Source organism: Aestuariibaculum sp. YM273 (assembly GCF_030908365.1).
Classification (GTDB): domain Bacteria; phylum Bacteroidota; class Bacteroidia; order Flavobacteriales; family Flavobacteriaceae; genus Aestuariibaculum; species Aestuariibaculum marinum.
The window spans coordinates 2,807,702-2,828,189 of record NZ_CP133090.1; the positions used below are offsets into that span (position 1 = coordinate 2,807,702).

Here is a 20,488-nt window from a genome sequence, read left to right on the forward strand (position 1 = left end):
TTTTTAAAAGTTTACATTAAGTCCTATTGAAAGTATTGTCGGATTAGGAATATTTTCCACATTGGTTCTTTCAGGGTCTGCGCCTATATAATTATTAGGTGTAAACCAGAATAAATTTTCTCCTTGTAAATACATTCTTAAACCTGTCATTCCAGCCCATTTGTTAATTAATTCTTCAGGGAATGAATAACCAACTTGAAGGTTTCTTAACTTAAAGTAAGAGTTCTTTCTGTACAAGTAATCTGAAATTCTTTGGTCGTTAAAAGCTAAAGATAAAGAAGGGATATCTGTTCTCGTATTGTTAGGCGTCCAGGCATTTAACACGCCTAATCCGGCATTTTCTCTACCTTGGACAAAGTTGTTCCAGAAAATGTAAGGATCCTGACCAATTCTACCGGTAACTCCAGAGCCAAATAAGGATAAGTCGAAGTTTTTATATTCTAAATTAATTCTGATACCGTATTCCAAATCTGGGAGTGTCGTTCCAAGAAAATCTCTGTCTTCAGGCCCTATACTACCATTACCATCTAAATCCTGAAATTTAATACCTCCTGGGCGCGCACCTACCTGAGTAGGACTGGCATCTATATCGGCTTGACTTTGAAATAATCCAGCGGTTTTGTATCCAAAAATTGAAAATTGTGAATGACCGATAATAGAGTTTTCAACCGTTCCAGGATAAGATGAAACGACTTCTTCTGGTAATTCCGTAATTTCATCTTTAAAGGCACCAAAATTAGTAGCTACAGTAAATTTTAATCCGTTATTTAAGGTTTTGGAATATGAAAGCGCTAATTCCCATCCTTTAGTTTCGGTTGTTGCTCCGTTAAGAACACGTTGCTGACCTTCGCCAATTGCTGAAGCAATTGGAGGAGTTGTTAATATATCGCTAGTTTCTCTGGTGAAATAATCAAACGATCCTACCAAATTATTGTTAAACATGGTGAAATCAACCCCGTAGTTAAACTCTTTTGTTGTTTCCCATTTTAACCCTGGATTCGCCGCTTGAATAGAAACGAAACCGGATGGTAAATTACCAGTATCGGCACCATTTAAATCGTAAGCTGTTCCGACGTTATAGTAAATTTCGAAAAAGCCCCCTGCTAATTGAGATTGATTTAAACCATATCTTGATTCATAAAGTCCAAAACGCGCAACATCACCAATAGATTGGTTCCCAACTTCTCCGTAACCTGCTCTTAATTTTAATGAGTTTAAAATGTCATTTTCTTTCCAGAATTCTTCATTACTAATTTTCCATCCTAAAGTACCTGCTGGGAATACCCCGTATCTGTTTTCGGCACCAAATCGTGAAGAACCATCACGACGTAATGTGAATGATGCTAAATATCGGTCTTCAAAGGCATAATTAATTTTTCCGAATTGCGATAATAACCGGCTTCCGGTAGAACTTCCGTTGTTTGTTCTGGCTCCTGTAGCTGCTCCTAATTGAAAAAAGGATTCTGTTTCAACAGCAAAACCATCAGCCTGCGCATATAGTCTATCTAAGTCGTCTTTTATAGATTCAGTTCCTAATAAAACTCCAAATTTATGTTTGTCGCCTAATTCTAATTGATAATTTAAAGTATTGGTAAATACTAAACTGGTAAACTTGTTCGTGTCTAAAATAAGTCTGTTATTAGCTCGCGTAATAAAACCATTATATACTCTTGGTTCTATATCTTTTCTGCGATAATCGCTATAATCTAGTCCTAAACTTGTTCTAAAGGTTAAGTTTTTAATGATATCTAATTCAGCATAAATATTACCAAAAATGGTTGTTCTTTCAGTATTATCCCAACGGTTAATGTATTGCATTAAAAGCGGGTTGTTTCTATCTGAATATCCAGCTCCGAGGGGTCCTGCAAAATTTCCGTTTTCATCGTAAACCGGGATAGTTGGAGCCATAGTAACCGATAAACTTGGAATTCTGGCACTTCCAACATCCTGTGAGGCCAGAGTTTCATCGGAAGTTGATAACTGCGTATTAATACCTATTCTAACTTTGTTGTTGAATAATTTGAAATTAGAATTTAATTTTCCGTTAATTCTTTCGTATCCGGTATATTTTAAAATCCCTGTATTTTTTAAATGCCCTATATTAATTAGGTGAAACGAGTTATCTGTTCCTCCTGAAACTGAGATTTCGTTGTTATAAACAAAACCTTTCTCATACATCACATCTTGCCAATCTGTATCTCCAACCGGAACACTTGTATCGCCTCCAACATAAGGCTGAACTGAAACACTATTTAATACAGGGTTGTTATAATCACCATTCCAATCGAAATTATAAATTTCACCATAACCCGCATTCGGATCTGCTCCGTCGTTAACCGAGGCTTGCCACAGCACTTGACCTCTTTGTTGTGCATTTAGCATATCATAACGTTGCTGTTTTTCAGAAAGCATTGAAACATTTGAGTTTATGCTGACCTTAAACTTTTCACCTCCGGCGGCCTTGGCACTATTTTTTGTAGTAACGATAATAACCCCATTTCCTGCTCTTGCTCCATAGAGTGATGATGCAGATGCATCTTTAAGTACTTGCACAGATTCTATTGTACTAGGGTTTATACCTGCAAAGACTTCCTGTCTAACTGTAGGAACACCATCAATAACATACAAAGGGTTATTGTTTCCTAAAGTAGTTGCTCCACGAATTAACACATTGTTACTGGTTCCTGTTGGATCTCCGTTTTTTTCAATAAATAATCCTGGAACTTGCCCCTGCAGACCTTGAACAGCACTACCAGAACTTAAGCTAACACCTTCGGTAGGGCCGAGTTCAACCACTGTAATTGCTCCAGTAACATCTACTTTTCGTTCTTTGGAATATCCTGTAACTACAATTTCTTCAAGTTCGCTGGCATCGGCTTCTAAAACAACATTAATTACCGTTTGCCCGTTGACTTGAATTTCCTGAGTCTTATACCCAATATAGCTAAACACCAATATGGCATCGCCGCTCACATTTTCAAGGATATAGTCTCCATCAAAATCGGTGGCCGTTCCTTGCGTTGTCCCGAAAACAATTACAGAAACTCCCGGTAAAGGCATACCGTCTTCTTTAGCTGTAACAGTTCCGCTAATTTGCGCCTGAGCATAATGACTCAATAACGCAAATAGCGATAGCAGTAAAAGTTTTTTACATTTCATAATTAATTAGTTTAGTTAAAGTTTAGTTGATTTACTTCTATAGTATCAAGGTTAAATTCTTGATTAGTTGGTTTTAAGCTTAGTTGTTCGTATGGTGCATTAGGAAAGAAAATCTCAGTTAGAACAGATTCTCCACCATCAAAAAATAATTCGATAGATGTTTTGTCTAAAAGAATTTTTCCTGATAAATTTTTATTAGTAGAGGTTCTTGGTGCTACTGTTATTTTACTTGCAAAATCTTTTGAAAAATCTACTTTTCCAGATTTACTTCGGTTTATAAAAAAGTTGTTTTTTATATGGTCGTAACCAAAAAGCAATTCATCTCCTGATTTATTAGATAGTTTAAAAGTGTAACTACTTTCTGGGTTTAAATCTGAAATATTAAATGTTATTTCAGCACTGGTTAAATCAATAGTTTTTGAATCTATAATTTTAGTTTCTTCAGCAATTAAGATGTTTTCTTTTTTAACTTTTTTCCCTCTGTAATTTTCAATTTCTCGCACAGGATTAGAAACTAATCTGTAACCTTGATCATTTTGTTGAAGCTGTACTTTTCTGGCAACCGTCATGGCGCTTCTCCAGGTTTCTGTGGGTACTGCTTGGGCGTATTGCCAATTAGACATCCAACCAATCATTAGTTTGCTGCCATCTTTTGTGCTTGCGTTAGACCACGATACACCGGCATAGTTGTCTTTTCCGAAGTCTATCCAGTAGTTATGTTCTTCATTTAAGGCTTTAGAAAATTCGGCATCCATAGCAAACTGAGTGCCATCAAAATCACCGATAAAGTATTGTGTAGCAGATCCTCCATTAGGACCTCCAGGATTTATGCTCACAAAAAGAACCCATTTAGTTTCATCGGTTCCGTTAACAGGAAGTTTGAAAAAGTCTGGACATTCCCAAACACCGCCGTGACCGCCAATACCCTGGCCGAAATCTGATAGATAGTTCCAATCTTTTAAGTCCTTCGATTCGTAAAACATTATGCGATCGCCTGCAGCTAAAACCATCATCCAACGGTTTCTTTCTCCGTCCCATGATACTTTAGGGTCTCGGAAATCTTTTAGTTCGTTATTATCAATAACTGGATTGTTTTCATATTTGGTATAGGTTTTACCTTCATCATTACTAAAGGCTATACTTTGCGTTTGTTTCCAGTTATCTGTACCTTCTATTTGTTTAGAACTTGTATACATTGCTACAACTGGTGCCGAGTTATCTACTTTTCCGAAGCCAGAAGTGTTGCCGATATCAACTACAGCACTACCTGAAAATATGGTTCCTAATTCGTCAGGATATAAAGCAATTGGCAATTCTCTCCAGGTAATCATATCTGTGCTTATGGCATGTCCCCAGTGCATTGGTCCCCAGACGTTACTATCTGGGTGGTACTGGAAATATAGATGGTAATACCCGTTATAATAAAACATACCATTAGGATCGTTCATCCAGTTTTTCTTTGGTGTAAAGTGGTAATTAGGTCGATATAGCGTTTCTTCTGAAAGCGTAACTACTTCATTTTGTAGTTGTGCGTCTTGGTTGTTGGTTTCACTTTTATCCTTGCAGGACAATAGGAAAACCATTGCAAACAGAATTGCAACCAGGTGTTTAATAGTTTTCATTTATAATCTTATTTAGTTAGTGTTTTGCTTAATTCTTCAAGAGAAATTCCTTTGGTTTCTGGCATCATAAGGGCAACAAAAAGCAGTTGAAATACCATCATAATGGTGAAAAATAGAAATACCATTCCAGCACCTACAGTTGAAAACAATACAGGAATTAACGATGGAACAACGGCAGCCAGAATCCAATGTACCGAACTTCCAAAAGCTTGTCCGGAACCCCTTAAATGGTTCGGGAAAATTTCGGAAATAAAAACCCATATTACCGTTCCTTGACCAATGGCATGAGAGGCAATAAATAGGAAGAGGAAAATAGGTACGGCACTACCTTCCCAATTAAAAAAGAAAGCTATAGATACTAAAGAGAGAGAAACAATGTATCCAAATGAACAAATGTACATAAGTTGCTTTCTTCCTAACTTGTCGATGAGAATTACACCTAAAAGTGTAAAAATTAAGTTAGTAACTCCAACACCAATACTGCTTAATAATGCCGAACTTTCTTCTAAACCAGCCTCGGTTAAAATTCTTGGCGCATAATATAATAAGGCATTAATACCAGACAACTGATTGAAAAAAGCAATTAAAAAGGCCAGTATTAAAGGAAATCTGAATTTTTTAAGGAAGATATTTTCATTTGGGATGGTATTATCCATTTCTTCACGAATCTCCATCATAAGTTTTTCGGGATCGAGATCGGGATTTATAATTTGAAGTACATTTTTAGCTTCCGAAATTCTTAACTTAGTAAGTAACCATCTTGGGCTTTTAGGGATACTTAATGCAAAAATAGTATACAAGGCAGCCGGAAAAGCTTCGATACCAACCATCCATCTCCAGGCATTTTCTCCAATATCATTTAAAAGATAATTAGAAAAGAAAGCCATTAAAATACCAAACACAATGTTAAATTGGTAAAGTCCAACAAGCTTACCTCTGTCTTTTGCTGGTGCAATTTCAGAAATATAGGCAGGAGCAGCAATAGTGGAAGCACCAACGCCAAGACCACCTAAAAACCGGAATACCGCAAATGTTATAGGGTCACTGGCAAAAGCCGATCCGATAGCAGAAATGGTATAAAGTATGCCAATCCATACCAAGGTTTTTTTACGACCAATTTTATTGGTAGGTATTCCGCCTAAAAGAGCTCCTATTACAGTACCCCATAAGGCCATTCCTATAACTACAACGCCATGAAACATATCAGATGAGTTCCATAATAATTGTAGCTTTTTTTCTGCTCCAGATATAACAACGGTATCAAATCCGAATAGAAAACCTGCTAATGCTGCCGTAACAGACCATATTAATATCTTGCGATTCATTGTGGTGGTAATTAGTTTAGTTGAACGCAAATTATATCAAAAGGGCAGTTTCCTCTTTTTCTAATGTTTCAATATGTTACAAATTTGTTAATAGGGGTTTAAAATGTTTGTTGCACCTTGTTTTAGCTGGGGTTTATAGAGATTGATGTTTTTTGAATAAAGAAGTGTTAATACAAAATTGTTACATAAAAGTTTGAATTTGTTACGGTTTTTGAAGTTGTTGAAAATAGCAATATATTAAAATACGATAAGCTATATTGTTAATTATATATTTTATTGAGTTTAAACATTAAAAATTATCAATATTTAGCAATTTATTATTTTAAAAATTCAGTTCTATGCGTTTTAGGAGAAACGTTGTATTTGTTTTTAAAGGTTGTTGAAAAATAGTTTGGTGTAGAAAAACCAGTTGCATAGGCGATTTCGGAAACTGTTAGTGGGGACGTTTCAAGTAAAACTTTGGCGCGTTCCAATCGAATGTTTAGAATGTAATCACTTATGTTAACACCTAGAATAGCTTTGAGTTTTCTGTAAAGCTGAACTCTTGAAATGTTTAGACCTTCAGCTAATTGTTCAACAGAAAATTTAGAATTATCTAAATTGTTTTCGATTAATTTATTGATACTGGTAATGAAGTTTTGCTCAAACAATCCGAAGTTTTGGTCGCTTTCTATTTTGTGCATATTATTAACATAATAATAGCGTAGCTTTTCGCGATTGAATAATAAGGTTTTAATAGACTGAAACAAAATTCCGAAACTAAAGGGTTTGGTTAAAAATAAATCGGCACCGCTTTGCAATCCTTTTATGTACGAATCTTTATCGTTTAAAGCGGTTAAAATAATGGTTGGAATATGAGATGTTCTTAAATCCTGTTTAAGTAGTTTACAAATTTCAAATCCGTTTTTATCGGGTAGATTGACATCACAGATTAGAATATCTGGAACTATTTCGAGTGCTTTTTCAATGGCATCGCTACCTTCAGAGGTGTAGACTTTATATTCTGAATTTAATTTTCCTTTTAAATACTTTAGTAAATCCGGATTGTCTTCAACTATTAAAATGGAGTAATGTTCGTCAGGTGATTCTGTATTTTGTTGATTGAACGTGTCGTCTTCATAATCGTTTTCAAATTTTATAATTGAATCATCTATTACGTCAGGTTCAAAAATAATTTCCTCAGGATTTAAATGTGCTTTCCCTTTATATAGACTGATGATAAATTCGGTGCCATGTTTCGAGAACACTTCAATAGTACCTTTGTGTAACTCTATAAATTCTTTTGAAATATGAAGCCCAATTCCAGAGCTGGGCTGATTATTATTTGAACCCTGATAAAATGGTTTGAATACGTTTTTTAATTCATTTTCAGGAATACCAATGCCGGAATCTTTAAAATGGATTTTAACAAAATTGCTTTCGGCATCATCTTCAATGTTAATCTTAACAGTCCCGTTATTAGGTGTAAATTTGAAAGCATTTGAAAGGAGATTGAAGTATACTTTATCCATTAAATTTCGGTCTAAAAATACTTTCAATGCTTCGTTGTTACAAGCCAGAGAAAATTTAATATCTCTTTTTTGAGCTTCTTTTTCAAAGTCTTTAAAAACCATTTTTGAAAATTCAAACAGATTGGTTTCAGAGGCTTTCAAAATAAATTTCCGATCTTCTATTTTTCTGAAATCCAACAGTTGATTAATAAGTCGTAACAATCTTTTAGAATTATTAAAAATCAATCCCACTTCACTTAGCATTTTACTGTCTTTAATTGTTTTGCTTTCTGATAGGGATTCGATGGAAGATAAAATTAAGGTTAGCGGTGTTTTAAACTCATGTGATAAACCTGTAAAAAAATTAACTTTTGCTTCGTTACTTATTTTTACCTCTTCGGCTATTTTTTTTATTTGATTTCTTTGAACGGTAATTTTGTTATTTTGAATTTCCAATTCGCGTTTACTCTTTTTTATTTTATATCCGGAGTAAATGCTATAAGCGCCAAGTAAAATGCTGGTGAACAATAAAATTAAAACAATTCTTAACACATTTTTTTGGGTTGAATAGATACGTTCCTGTTTACTTATGCGCTTTTGCTGGTTTTCAATGTCTAACTGATGCTGAGCAATTTTATCGTATTGGTTTTTCATTATTTCAGCATTTCTAGAATCAATAACAATGGTTTTAAGAACGTTATTTTTGGGTACCTTTTGATTGTTTAAAATCATGGAAACCAACTTCATAGTTTCGTCCCCTCCGGTAGGGTATAGCATAGTCGCCATAAGTATGTTTTCTTGAACCAGCTGAATACCTCCATTGGGCCCAGGTAAACCGTCAACTCCAATAATTTTTAAATCCTGTTGTAATCCAACCTCTTTTACAACTTCCCAAGCGCCAAGTGCTAATCTGTCGTTATGAGCAAAAATGTAATTTATATCATTATTTATTTTTAGAAAATATCTTAGAGAATCTTTTATAGAGTAACTTTCCCAATTACTATTTAAAGAAGTGACAACATTTAAATTTTCAGATTTATTTATAACATTATTAAAACCTAAACTTCTTTCTAAGGCAGGCGATGATCCCGACAATCCTTTTATTTCAAGTATATTACTTTTGGTGTTTGCAACAGAGGCTAAGTAATTGGCGGCATCTGCACCCACTTGATAATTATCGGCTCCTATGTAGGCTGTATAATTATTACCTTCAATTTTACGGTCGACAATTAAAACAGATATGCCAGCTTTATAAGCTTTCTCTACAATAGGAGTAATGGGTTTAGATTTTACTGGAGAGACTATTAAAACATCTACTTTTTCCTTAATTAGTTGTTCAATATCTTTAATTTGCTTTTCCACGTTATCCTCACCATTAAGAATTTTTAAATCAGTGTTGGGATTAAATGCAGCTTGAATTTGCATGGATTGATTCATGGCTTTACGCCAATCGTCGGCAAAACCAGTTTGAGAGAATCCTATTTTGTAAATATGCTGCTCGTTGTTAGGCTTGCAGGCGGCTAGAAACAATAAGTTAAAAATTAGAATAAGCCTAAGTAAAACATTAAAACGTAGTTTCATTAATTTTAAGGAAGAGTTTAGTGGTATAAGGTAAGATAATAAATTTTAATAAAAATTTAGAATTAACATAAAAAATGTACTTTTAGGCGCATTTAAGTTTATTTTCTACTCAAAATTAGATGTTAAGTTAAATTTCTCACAAATACGGTTTTTAAATAAATGAACACACAACCAAACGAGCAATTACAGTTTGAAGCCTTTAAAAAAGGTAATGAAGTTGCTTTTGAGTATTTCTTTAACAAATACTACAATAGTATCGTTGGTTTTGGTGTACAGTTTGTTTATGATGAGGAAGAAGCTAAAAATATTGCTCAGGAAGCTTTCATTAATTTATGGTCTAACAAAAACAAAATAGACTTGCCAACAGGTATTAAATCCTTTCTTTACACTTACACAAAATCTAAATGTTTGAACTTGATAAGAAGTAAAAAGGTTAAAGAAAAATATAAGAATGAGACGTTAAATAAAAGGGAAGAGCTTTTAAATCAAGAGGTTTTAGATTCCTTAAATTTTGATTCTATGGACTTCTCTGAATTAGAACAAATTATTTATAAATCTATTGAAAACCTTCCGGAAAAAACAAAAGCAATTTTTTTAAAGAAGCGATTCGAAAATAAAAAGAATCGGGAAATTGCCGATGAATTAGAAATTAGTTTAAAAACCGTCGAATCTCACATAACCAAGGCTTTAAAGGCTCTAAAAGAGCAATTAGCACCTTATTTTCCAACTATTTTAATATCAATTATTCTCTCTACTAAAAAAAATTAAAAAAAAGCGTAGGGTTTTTTAAGACATAGGGGTACAAACTTATATAGCAGAGAATTTTTCCTGTTTAATAAGCGACAACTAACCTCTATAACATGAAAAAACCTCAGATATTATTATCTCGAGAATTTATAAGCCAGCGTTTAATAACGTTGTCTATTGGTCTTATTTTTTTCGTTTTTGGCGTTCTAAAATTTTTTCCAAATTACAGTCCTGCCGAAGATATTGCCAAAAGAACTATCGATGTATTGGTAATTGGCTTTGTGCCTACGAACATTTCTTATCTGCTTTTAGCGATTTGGGAAACGTCTATAGGGTTGATGTTTATTTTTAATTACCAGAGAAAATCGGCAACAATTTTGGCGCTCATTCATTTAATATTCACTTTTTCAACATTTTTTATTTTTCCTGAACTATCGTTTAATAAAAGCCCATTTTCGTTCACCTTGCTGGGGCAATATATTGTTAAAAATATCATCATTTTAAGTGTATTAATAAGCTTATTAACTCAAAAAACAACAAGCAATGATTAAGTTGATTTATAAATATTTGGATCAGAAGGCTTCGGAAGAGGAAATTGCAGAGCTATTCGATTGGATAGATGCGTCTAAAGAAAACAAAAAGCAGTTTATAGCATTGAAAACAGCCTGGGCACTTACAGAATCACCAAATGCTTCAACTTTAGAAACGATTAGAACATTAAAAGAGGAAACCATAAAGAAAGAGCGTAAAGTTTTCAATTACTGGAAGTATGCCGCTATTTTGGTAATTGCTTTGGGTGTTGGACGGGCTATTTATAACAACACCAGAACCGAAAATAATAACGATGTTATTTTAGAATTAAGTAATGGCGTTGTTAAACATATTAATGACAACCAAGAGAATGTATTAATAAATAAAGACGGTATTGTTATAGGAAAACAGACAGATCATGAGATTGTTTATAATACCAATGTAAAAAGTGAAGAGTTAAAGTATAACACTATTAAGATTCCTTACGGAAAACGATTTAAAGTGGTTCTTTCCGATAGTACTATTGTGCATTTAAATGCAGGAACAACCTTTAGGTTTCCAGAAAACTTTATAGCCTCGACAAACCGAGATGTGTTTTTAACAGGTGAGGCCTTTTTTGAAGTAACAAAAAATGAACAAAGTCCGTTTATTGTGCATTCTGATAAGGTTAACATTCAGGTTTTAGGAACAAAATTCAATGTGAGTTCTTATCCAAACGATACCAATTCACACAGTGAACTTTTAGAAGGATCTGTTAAAATTTCTGCTGTAAGCGATGCTTCTAAATATTCTATTCTAGAACCAAACCAACAAGCTATTTGGTTAGAAAAGCAAAATACATTCGATATTAAAGATGTTAATACCACCGATCATATAGCCTGGGTAAATGGAGAAATACTTTTTAAGGATATGCCGTTTAGTGCCTTATGTAAAAAATTGGAGCGCGCATATAATGTGGCAATAATTAATGACAATAAAATACTTGAAAATCAAGAGTTTTCAGGATCCATTAAAATTGATGAATCCGACATTGAAACTTTATTTAAACTATTACAAATAGATACACCTTTCGAATATTCAATTAAAAATAACATCATAATAATTAACGACTAAAATTCTTATCTCTCAACAATGATTAACTACAAAAAAAATGCTAAACTAAAAAGGACACTCTGTGTTTTATGTTTTTGGCTTTTCAGTACCGTTGGTTTTGCTCAAAATAAAACCGTAAATATAACGGCTACAAATACTCCTTTAAGTACTATTATAAAATCTATAGAACAACAAACCGGATATCGCATCATCTATAATTCTAATAAAGTAGATGTTACAAAACGCTTCACTTTAAATGTTACAGATTCTAAATTGGAAGACGCTTTAAGCATGCTTTTAAAAGATTCTGATATTGCTTACGCTTTAATTAATAGCCAGATATTATTAACGGATAAGAAGGAAAAGGAAACCACCAATAGCCGTTTAATTAAGGGAAAGGTTCTGAGCGCTGCTGATCAATTTCCCCTTAGTGGCGCTATGGTTGTAATAAAAGGAAAAAGTATTGGTGCTATGACAGACATCGATGGTAACTTTATTTACACCATTAAAGGGGAAAATATCAATAATGTAGAACTGGAAGCTTCATATCTGGGAATGAAATCTCAGATTAAAACCATTGGGAGTGCTTCTGAATTTATATTTCATCTGGAAGAAGATATTAGTGAATTAACAGAAGTTGTTATTACGTCTTCATACGGAACAAAAAAGCTAAAAGAAGAAGTTGTAGGTAGTATTTCTACAGTAGATCCCAACAACATATCTAAAGAGCAACCCGCAGTAACTTTCGATGAACTATTAGAAGGACAGGTTGCCGGAGTATTGGTTGAAGTTAATCCTCAATTAGGAGAAGCAGCTAAAATTGATATTCGAGGACAAGGGTCTTTAACCCCGCTTAACAATAATGCCGTGGGTACCTCTACACAACCGTTAATAATAGTTGATGGTATTATCATGTCGGAAGAAACCGGAATTGATGGCAATAGTTTTTTTGATTTAGGTGACGGCATTCTTTCCGAGAATATATTAAATCCTCTTGCCCGAGTAGGTATTGAAGATATTGAAAGTTTCAATATTTTAAAAGATGCTGCTGCTGTTGGATTATACGGTGCCGATGCAGCTAATGGAGTAATAATAATTACCACAAAATCGGGTAAAAAAGGGAAGTTAAGATATACGGCTTCAGCGCAAACAGGTGTTAATACTGCGTTTAATGGTCTTAAATACCTAAGTGGTGAAGAATACCAAACAGTATTAAATGCTTATTACACCAATAGCGGAAATCCGTCTAGTGTACAACCATGGAATGGCATAAATACAGATTGGTTTGATTTATTAAATACTACAGGGATTTTTAGTCGGTTAAATTTTGGTGTATCAGGAGGTAAGGGACATTGGAACTACAGAGCTAATGTAGGCTACCAACATACCAATGAAACACAAAAGGAAAATAGTTATGAAAAATTAAACACGTCGTTTTCGGCCGATTATAAAAAAGATAAATTTGGTTTAAGTTTACGTTTATCACCTTCGTTAACGAATAAAGAAAACCCGAATTCGCTTTATGCTTATGCATTGCCTCCAACATTATCTCCTTACGATGTTAATGGTGATTACACATATTTCGAGACCTACGGAAACCCAGTTGCTGTTTCCAAACAGAATATTTCAGACTCCAAAACATTTGCAGTTTTAGGAAGTTTAAAACTAGATTACGATGTTCTTCATAATTTAAAATTGTCTACACTCTTTGGTATTGATGCTTCAAATAAAGATGAAGATAAGTTCTTTTCGGGTTTAAACGGTTCGGGTAATTTTAATGATGGTTCTAGGGGGAGACGAATGATTAGAGCTCGTGATACGAGAAAATGGAACTGGAATGCATCCTTAGCTTATAATACCCAATTTGCAGAAAACCATTCATTTGATGTTCTATTAGGTATTGAGGCAAGAAGTGAAAAAGTTGATTTTTCATATCAAATAGGTCGTGGATTTGCTATTTATGATTCTCCTCAACCCATTATTACTGCCGACCAACAAGATTTTGAAAGTGATTATACAGAATATGCTGGACGATCGGGATTTGCTCAGGTAAACTATAATTATGCAAAGAAATATTTCTTTTTAGCCAATTTTAGAGTAGACCAAAGTTCTGCTTTTGGAGACGATAATGATACAGCATTAAACGGAGGTTTAGGTGCTAGCTGGAACATAAGTAATGAAGAATTTCTTAAGAAAAGTAAGTTTGTAGATTTTCTTCGTTTAAGAACAAGTTACGGTAGAACCGGAAATTCTCGTATTGGTTCCTATAGAGCTTTAGGTTTATATACCAGACAGAACAATGGTTATAATGGTTTAGATTATGCTAATTTATCGTCTGCTCCTAATCCGAATTTAGGTTGGGAGGTCAATAAAAAATTCAACGTTGGATTCGATTTTAACTTTCTTCAGAAATTTAAAATAACAACAGATTTCTTTAGAGATAACATAGAACAACAAATCACATCACGTGATATTATAATCGAATCTGGATTTTCAAGTGCCCAAATTAATGGAGCTAGCATGTACAATCAGGGGATTGAATTTAGTTTAAATGCTGATTGGTTTAGAAATAAGAGTTTTTCTTGGGATACCAATTTCAATTTTACAAAAATTAAAAACAGAATTACCGATTTAGTTGGTTTAGGTTCTGCATTTTCAACGGCTGAAGTTGCAAGATCTCAAACCATTGGTTATCCAACTTCAGCAATTTGGGGATATAATTTTATCGGTATAGATCCGGCAACGGGAAGGGAACTGTACAATATTGATGGTAATATATTCGATTCTTCTACGGTTGCCAGTCAATTTGATAATACTAACTGGGTACCTATCGGGGATTCTCAGCCTGACTTTTATGGCGGTTTAAATAATAGCCTTAAACTAAACAATTTTACTCTAAGAGTTATAATGTCTTATACCTATGGTGCTGATATGTTGGTTGAAAGAAATGTTTATGACAACTACAGAATTTTAGTTAACAGAAATATAAACGCCAATGTTTATGAAGATGCTTGGCAAAATCAAGGCGATCAGGCGATTTATCCTATTATATCAAGTAATAATAGAATAATATCAAATTCTACAAAGTACCTGTTCGATACATCTCACATTAAACTAAAATCGGTAAACCTAACCTACAATTTCCCTGTAAATAATTACAAATTACCACTTAAAACTTTAAGCTTCTTTGTTAATGGCTCTAACCTACATTATTGGTTTAAAGATAAAAGTTCTAAAGGAAAAAATGGTGTAGCTGAATTTAGAAACACTTATCCCGAAATGCGAACATTCACATTAGGAATTAACACAACATTTTAATTATGAAAAAGAAAATCATATATATCCTGTTTATAAGTGTAACACTTTTTACTTGTAGTGATTTCCTAGATCAGGTACCAGGAGAACAAATTTCAATAGAAGAACAGCTGTCCAATAAAAATGGGGTGTTAGCAGCTTTAAATGGAATTTATAAAGACATTGAAGATATATTGTCTTCTCGTCATATTATTTATGCTGATGTTCAAGGAGGCAACATAACATTTACACCAAGTACTGTTACAAACCTGGTTGAAATTCCGTCTACAATAGAAAACAGTTATAATTTTTCAGATCTAGAGGATGAATCTAATTACTCAGAGTTTTATGCAACATTTTATGATATTGTAAATCAGGCTAACATCCTATTGTTTTATTTGTCGGATTTCACATTTTTAACCAACGATGAACGTAATCAGTTGGAAGCAGAATTACTAACGGTTAGAGCTTTTGCACATTATCAAATTAGTATTCATTACGCTCAGAATTATGGTTTCACAAATGATGCTTCCCATTTAGGGATTGTTTATAACACGGCTCCTCTAACTATTGGAGAAGACTTTCCGTCCAGATTAACCATGTTTGAAACTTATAATTACATAAAATCAGATTTAAATGAAGCACTTGATTTGTATACAGAAAACCAGTCGTTAACTGGTCCAGGATATTCTTATTTTAATGCAAACACTACCAAAGCTTTGTATGCACGTATCGCTTTGCAAATGAACGATTTTGAAACGGCTTTCTCTATGTCTGATGCTGTTATAGGAACCTCTGGAGTTTCCTTAACAACTATGGAAAATTACATTACTGAATGGGAAGCCGATGAAGTGCCGGTCAATGAGATTATCCTTGAGTTTTCTGCACCAAGAACTACTGAAGGACAAGTGTCGTCAAGTATATCGGCTCATTTTATTTATAACTCTAATACCAACTATGGAAGATATGTGGCTTCGGGAGATTTAGTAAGCCTTTATGATAGTCAAGATATTAGAAGAAATATGTTTTTAGAGGTGAGTTTGCCAACAAATACAAACAACATTCTAACAGATGAATCCTATTATTTTACTAAAAAGTTTCAGGGAAATAGCGGTACAACATTTATCAGACTTTCAGAAATGTACTTGATTAGAGCTGAAGCTAATGCTAGGCAAAACCTGTTAGATGACGCATTAACAGATTTAAATACCATTAGAACACGTGCTAATCTTACTGCACTAACAGAGACTTCAGACCTTTTAGAGAATATTTTTACAGAGCGACGAAAAGAACTAGCATTCGAAGGACATTTGCTATTCGATTTGGCTCGCTTTAAAAAGGATGTTAATCGAAATTTAGGTTGTATTAGCACGGTATGCGGATTAAGTTACCCCTCTGGCAAATACATTTTGCCAATACCATCTTCAAGTACAGATTTAAATGAAAATATTATTCAAAATGAAAGTTACTAAAATAGTATACAGTATATTATGTGTTTCATTGTTATTCGCCTGTAGTAGCGATGAATCCAATAAATTGCTAAATGGTGATGATGCGCAGTTTATTCGTTTTTTTCTATTGGTAGATTCCAATAATAATGCCTTAGAATACCCAAACGGTAATGGATCACTTTCGGCAGTATCAGAATATAATAAGGAGGATATAAAAACCTTAAAAATTCCGGTGGCTCTAACGTCTACTGAAATTACAGAAAGTACAACAGCAACATTTACCACTTTTATTGATGGTGATATAGATTTGGGTATCGAGCCGGCACAGACTCTTAGGTTTTCGCCAACCAAACTGGTAGATACCATTTCAGTAACTATTAATAAACGATGGGATTTTTCTCAAACACCCCAACTAAAACTTAGTTTAACAGAGGTTAGCAATTCGGACATCCAGATAGGTATGCCTAATACACTGGAATCAAATGATGAGTTGATTGTGAGTTTTAATGAACCTTCTTTTCAATATGGCTTTGATATCAATAGAATTGAAATTACCGGAGAACCCTCTGAAGAAATTGAGGTAAAAGTAAATTTCCCTTTAGGATATTTTAGCAATGATATTGATGAAACTGAAATCTTTAGTTTTTTAAATGGTTTTGATTACAGCATATCAAAAACGTCTCAAGATGCGAATAGCATGACGTTTAAAATAATTTTAAATGAAGCCATAAATAATGATGACGTTTATTATCAGACCGTTATTAGTTTAGAAGAATACAATGGTTATGTGCCTTCAGGAAATTCCGTTTTACAGATTGTGAAACCTATTCAGTCTGAAAGAGACGTTAATGCTAACCCAGCCTCACATTTCTATGATCTTTCAGATCAATATTATAGAACTTATGGTGAAACCTGGAATGATTTTAATGATGATGGTATTTGTCAATGGTCTAATTTTAACGCTTTCACTTATCCGGTTATTGTAGATGCTAATAATCCCAATGCTATTCTATATGATGATTTAGGTACAGCAGATACATCAGACGATATTTATCATGACGCCTTTAAAATAGGATTCAATAGCACGATTTCAACCTCGACAACCAATTCTTTCAACTTAAAAAGATGGTTTTCAAATGAGTCAAGTTCCTCTGCAAATTCGCCAGGGTTTAATATTAGTCCGGCATTAGAATTCTTTCCAACTGATGGAACAAGTAAAACCAATGGAACAGTTTTGGTTATTCCTCAATATCTCACCTTGGAGAGCAGAGAAGGTAATAGCCATGTGTTTGCCATTTCTGGTGAAGGAACCTATGAAGAAATATCTGCAGGTTTGTTCGAAATAAAATTTCAATTACATCTTTCAAACGATGATGTTCTAGGAGGCACTGTAACTGCTGAATATCGTTTATATAATAGCAGAAGTTATACTGATCCTGAGGATTTAACAACAACCAATTGCTTAAAAGAATATGCACTATAACGCTATGAGAACACACTTATCATTACTAATTTTAGTTTTAACGATATCGACTTCTTGTAAACATAATCCAGGTAAAGAAGACTATACTAATATTACATACTTAAAATCTGTTTATTCAAGTGGAGACACATCTAAATGGCCTGAGCCTAATTTAGATAGTACAGTGAGCAAAAGTGAATTTGAAGATATTGGAGCCTTAGGTAAAGTGAAATTTCCAGACGATAATCCGTATTCGAAAGAAAAAGAGAAACTAGGGAAAACCCTGTTTTTCGACCCTAGACTTTCTGTTAGCGGACAAATAGCCTGTGCATCGTGTCATAATCCGGAGTTGGCATGGACAGACAATTCCACACGTTCTTTTGGTCATAATCGTCAAACCGGAGCCAGAAACTCTATGACTATTTTTAATTCAGGGTTTGCTCATAGTCTATTTTGGGATGGTCGTGCAACAAGTCTTGAAGATCAGGCCAGGTTTCCTATTAAGGATCCGTTAGAAATGAATGAAGAACTGAATATTGCAGTAGATAAAATTGCAGAAATTAAAGGTTACAAACCATTGTTTCAAGCCGCTTTTGGTAACGATTCAGTTTCGCTTAAACGTATTCAATATGCCATTGCTACTTTTGAAAGAACGGTAACAAGTTACAAAACCCGATTCGATAAATTTGTGGAGGGCGACTCTACAAAATTAAGTAATCAGGAGGTTTTAGGGCTTCATATATTCAGAACAAAGGCGCGTTGTATTAATTGCCATAATACCCCATATTTTAGCGACAATCAATTTCATAACGATGGACAAACCCTTTTTGGAACTAAGTTTGAAGATTTCGGGCGATACAATGTGACAAAGAATATCGAAGATATTGGAAAATTCAGAACGCCTACACTTCGCGAAGTTTCCAGAACCGGACCATGGATGCATCATGGACATTTCCCTAGTTTATTAGATGTTGTTGAATTATACAATTTAGGGAATCCGGCACCAATACAAAAAAGGTACTTGGGTACGGAACGCGATACGCTTATTCCAGAAATTTCACCAATCCTTAAAAAATTAGATTTAAATAAAACAGAAATTGATGCCTTACTGGCTTTTCTGGAAACTTTAAGCTCTTCAAGGGGAAGAATTCTAATCCCTGAATTGCCACAATAATTAATTATTAAACTCTCAAACAAACTTTCAACTATGAAAAAACAATTACGCACAACTTGTTTCCTTTTATTATTAAGCTTTATTGTAAATGCACAAATAGCCGAAATAAAAGATATTAATAACAGTGGATCTTCAAGTTCCTTTCCCGCTAATTTAACCGTCTTTAATGAAAAAATATATTTTGCAGCTGATGATTCTAATGGATCTAACACGCCAGGCGGAATTGATTTAGGGAAGGAACTGTGGATAACTGATGGCTCAGAAGACGGAACTAGTTTTGTTAAAGATTTAAGGTCTGGTTCTTCAAGTTCTAATCCAAATTTCTTTTTCGAATTCAATAATACCCTGTATTTTTCTGCCAACACTGGATCTGGTAATGTACTTTTTACAACAGATGGAACAGAATCAGGAACCACTCAAACCAATTATCCTTTCATTTTTAACCAAACTGAAATGAACGGTATGATTTATTTTGTTTTGACTACAGATTCGAATAAACTTTATCAATTTGATGGTTCCAGTGCTATTCCTGTAACTAATTCAGGAACAGGAGTAGAAGCTGTTATAGGCGCTACAATAGTTTCTTTTAAAAACAAAATTTATTGTTATATGGACTATTCAGAAGATGAAGCTTCAATAGGAAGAGAACTTTATGCATACGATCCTACATCAGAAAATTTTACACTGATTAAAGATATTACAGGAGATGATACTAATTCAGGCATAAGTAACTTTACAATTTTAGGAGATGAATTGTATTTTGAAGCTGAAGATACCTTGTGGAAAACAGATGGAACAGAATCTGGAACTATTGCAGTAACAGAAACCACAGCATTAGCGGGAATCACAAGTTTATTTGCTTGGAATGGCAAATTATATTTTGAAGGTGATAATGGAACTTCTGAAGATCAATTATGGAGTTATGACCCGACAAGTAAATCCCTTGTAAACATAAGTAACCTAAACGGAAGCATTGAAGTTGATGGAGATAATCACGATCCATCAGACTACACTATCTATGGTGATTATTTGTATTATGCAGGAAAAGTATCTGATAATTCATCAAAGTACTTGTTTAGAACAGATGGTGTAACAACGACTAGGCTAGATAACTCTATTATTGATATAGATGATTTAGCTGTTTTAAATGGTGTTATTTATTTTGAGGGGGATAACGGAACAACAGGCAACGAATTATACAGTCTTGATACCTCTACACTATCGAGCTCTGATGCTATCGCTGAAATTATTCAGGTTTATCCAAATCCAGCGACAGACTTTATAAAAGTACCTGAAAATCTTAAAAATTCAGAATACGCTATTTACAGTGTAAATGGGCAAATTGTAAAAAAAGGGTTGATTTCTTCAAACGAAATTAAGTTCAACTTAAATTCAGGTTTATATCTTTTAAAGATAAAAACAGATATCAGCATTCTTACTAAAAAACTTTTAGTAGAATAATAAAGATCTATAATTCTTAGTATTAAAAATCACCTAAAATATATTTTTAGGTGATTTTTGTTTTTCATAAAGACTTTGTAATTATTGCTGCTCGGGTAC

12 protein-coding genes are annotated in these 20,488 nt (G+C 33.7%); 8 read left to right on the top strand and 4 right to left on the bottom strand.

Annotated elements, in window-relative coordinates:
• Positions 1-3 precede the first annotated feature (3 nt).
• The 4 genes from RBH94_RS12105 to RBH94_RS12120 all read right to left on the bottom strand — a co-directional run bounded on the left by RBH94_RS12105 (position 4) and on the right by RBH94_RS12120 (position 9,177).
• The gene (locus RBH94_RS12105; RefSeq protein WP_307881132.1) at positions 4-3,159 is read right to left on the bottom strand and encodes a TonB-dependent receptor; all 3,156 of its coding nucleotides are present in this window, start codon (positions 3,157-3,159) and stop codon (positions 4-6) included.
• Between the two features lie 11 nt (positions 3,160-3,170).
• Positions 3,171-4,781: a glycoside hydrolase family 32 protein gene (locus RBH94_RS12110; RefSeq protein ID WP_307881133.1), complete on the bottom strand. Its 1,611-nt coding sequence runs from the start codon at positions 4,779-4,781 to the stop codon at positions 3,171-3,173.
• A gap of 8 nt (positions 4,782-4,789) precedes the next feature.
• Positions 4,790-6,106: a sugar porter family MFS transporter gene (locus RBH94_RS12115; protein WP_307881134.1), complete on the bottom strand. Its 1,317-nt coding sequence runs from the start codon at positions 6,104-6,106 to the stop codon at positions 4,790-4,792.
• A gap of 317 nt (positions 6,107-6,423) precedes the next feature.
• Complete coding sequence (locus RBH94_RS12120) at positions 6,424-9,177, bottom strand: substrate-binding domain-containing protein (protein ID WP_307881135.1); 2,754 nt, start codon at positions 9,175-9,177, stop codon at positions 6,424-6,426.
• Between the two features lie 159 nt (positions 9,178-9,336).
• On the opposite strand from RBH94_RS12120, the gene RBH94_RS12125 reads away from it, so the two are divergent.
• The 8 genes from RBH94_RS12125 to RBH94_RS12160 all read left to right on the top strand — a co-directional run bounded on the left by RBH94_RS12125 (position 9,337) and on the right by RBH94_RS12160 (position 20,389).
• Entirely contained in the window at positions 9,337-9,945 is a 609-nt protein-coding gene (locus RBH94_RS12125) for an RNA polymerase sigma-70 factor (RefSeq protein WP_307881136.1), read from the top strand.
• Positions 9,946-10,037: 92 nt separating this feature from the next.
• On the top strand, positions 10,038-10,475 hold the full coding sequence (locus RBH94_RS12130) for a doxx family protein (RefSeq protein ID WP_307881137.1): 438 nt from the start codon (positions 10,038-10,040) through the stop codon (positions 10,473-10,475).
• Complete coding sequence (locus RBH94_RS12135) at positions 10,468-11,568, top strand: FecR family protein (RefSeq protein WP_307881138.1); 1,101 nt, start codon at positions 10,468-10,470, stop codon at positions 11,566-11,568. Before RBH94_RS12130 ends, RBH94_RS12135 begins: the two co-directional genes overlap by 8 nt.
• Before the next feature lie 18 nt (positions 11,569-11,586).
• Positions 11,587-14,865 carry a SusC/RagA family TonB-linked outer membrane protein gene (locus tag RBH94_RS12140; RefSeq protein WP_307881139.1) on the top strand — a complete coding sequence of 1,093 codons (3,279 nt, stop codon included), beginning with the start codon at positions 11,587-11,589 and terminating at the stop codon, positions 14,863-14,865.
• A gap of 2 nt (positions 14,866-14,867) precedes the next feature.
• Positions 14,868-16,313: a RagB/SusD family nutrient uptake outer membrane protein gene (locus RBH94_RS12145; protein ID WP_307881140.1), complete on the top strand. Its 1,446-nt coding sequence runs from the start codon at positions 14,868-14,870 to the stop codon at positions 16,311-16,313.
• Positions 16,300-17,775 (top strand): hypothetical protein, encoded by a 1,476-nt coding sequence (locus tag RBH94_RS12150; RefSeq protein WP_307881141.1) that lies wholly within the window; start codon positions 16,300-16,302, stop codon positions 17,773-17,775. The genes RBH94_RS12145 and RBH94_RS12150 overlap by 14 nt, the downstream gene beginning before the upstream one ends.
• Before the next feature lie 4 nt (positions 17,776-17,779).
• Positions 17,780-18,928, top strand: a complete 1,149-nt coding sequence (locus tag RBH94_RS12155) for a cytochrome-c peroxidase (protein ID WP_307881142.1) — start codon at positions 17,780-17,782, stop codon at positions 18,926-18,928.
• A 33-nt stretch (positions 18,929-18,961) separates the two neighbouring features.
• A complete protein-coding gene (locus RBH94_RS12160) occupies positions 18,962-20,389 on the top strand; it encodes a T9SS type A sorting domain-containing protein (RefSeq protein WP_307881143.1) in 1,428 nt (475 codons plus the stop codon).
• Positions 20,390-20,488: the final 99 nt, after the last annotated feature.

Coding starts and splice junctions, on each gene's coding strand:
- RBH94_RS12150 (WP_307881141.1), top strand. CDS start 16,300: ATGAAAGTTACTAAAATAGTATACAGTATATTATGTGTTTCATTGTTA.
- RBH94_RS12130 (WP_307881137.1), top strand. CDS start 10,038: ATGAAAAAACCTCAGATATTATTATCTCGAGAATTTATAAGCCAGCGT.
- RBH94_RS12140 (WP_307881139.1), top strand. CDS start 11,587: ATGATTAACTACAAAAAAAATGCTAAACTAAAAAGGACACTCTGTGTT.
- RBH94_RS12135 (WP_307881138.1), top strand. CDS start 10,468: ATGATTAAGTTGATTTATAAATATTTGGATCAGAAGGCTTCGGAAGAG.
- RBH94_RS12145 (WP_307881140.1), top strand. CDS start 14,868: ATGAAAAAGAAAATCATATATATCCTGTTTATAAGTGTAACACTTTTT.
- RBH94_RS12105 (WP_307881132.1), bottom strand. CDS start 3,159: ATGAAATGTAAAAAACTTTTACTGCTATCGCTATTTGCGTTATTGAGT.
- RBH94_RS12155 (WP_307881142.1), top strand. CDS start 17,780: ATGAGAACACACTTATCATTACTAATTTTAGTTTTAACGATATCGACT.
- RBH94_RS12120 (WP_307881135.1), bottom strand. CDS start 9,177: ATGAAACTACGTTTTAATGTTTTACTTAGGCTTATTCTAATTTTTAAC.
- RBH94_RS12115 (WP_307881134.1), bottom strand. CDS start 6,106: ATGAATCGCAAGATATTAATATGGTCTGTTACGGCAGCATTAGCAGGT.
- RBH94_RS12160 (WP_307881143.1), top strand. CDS start 18,962: ATGAAAAAACAATTACGCACAACTTGTTTCCTTTTATTATTAAGCTTT.
- RBH94_RS12110 (WP_307881133.1), bottom strand. CDS start 4,781: ATGAAAACTATTAAACACCTGGTTGCAATTCTGTTTGCAATGGTTTTC.
- RBH94_RS12125 (WP_307881136.1), top strand. CDS start 9,337: ATGAACACACAACCAAACGAGCAATTACAGTTTGAAGCCTTTAAAAAA.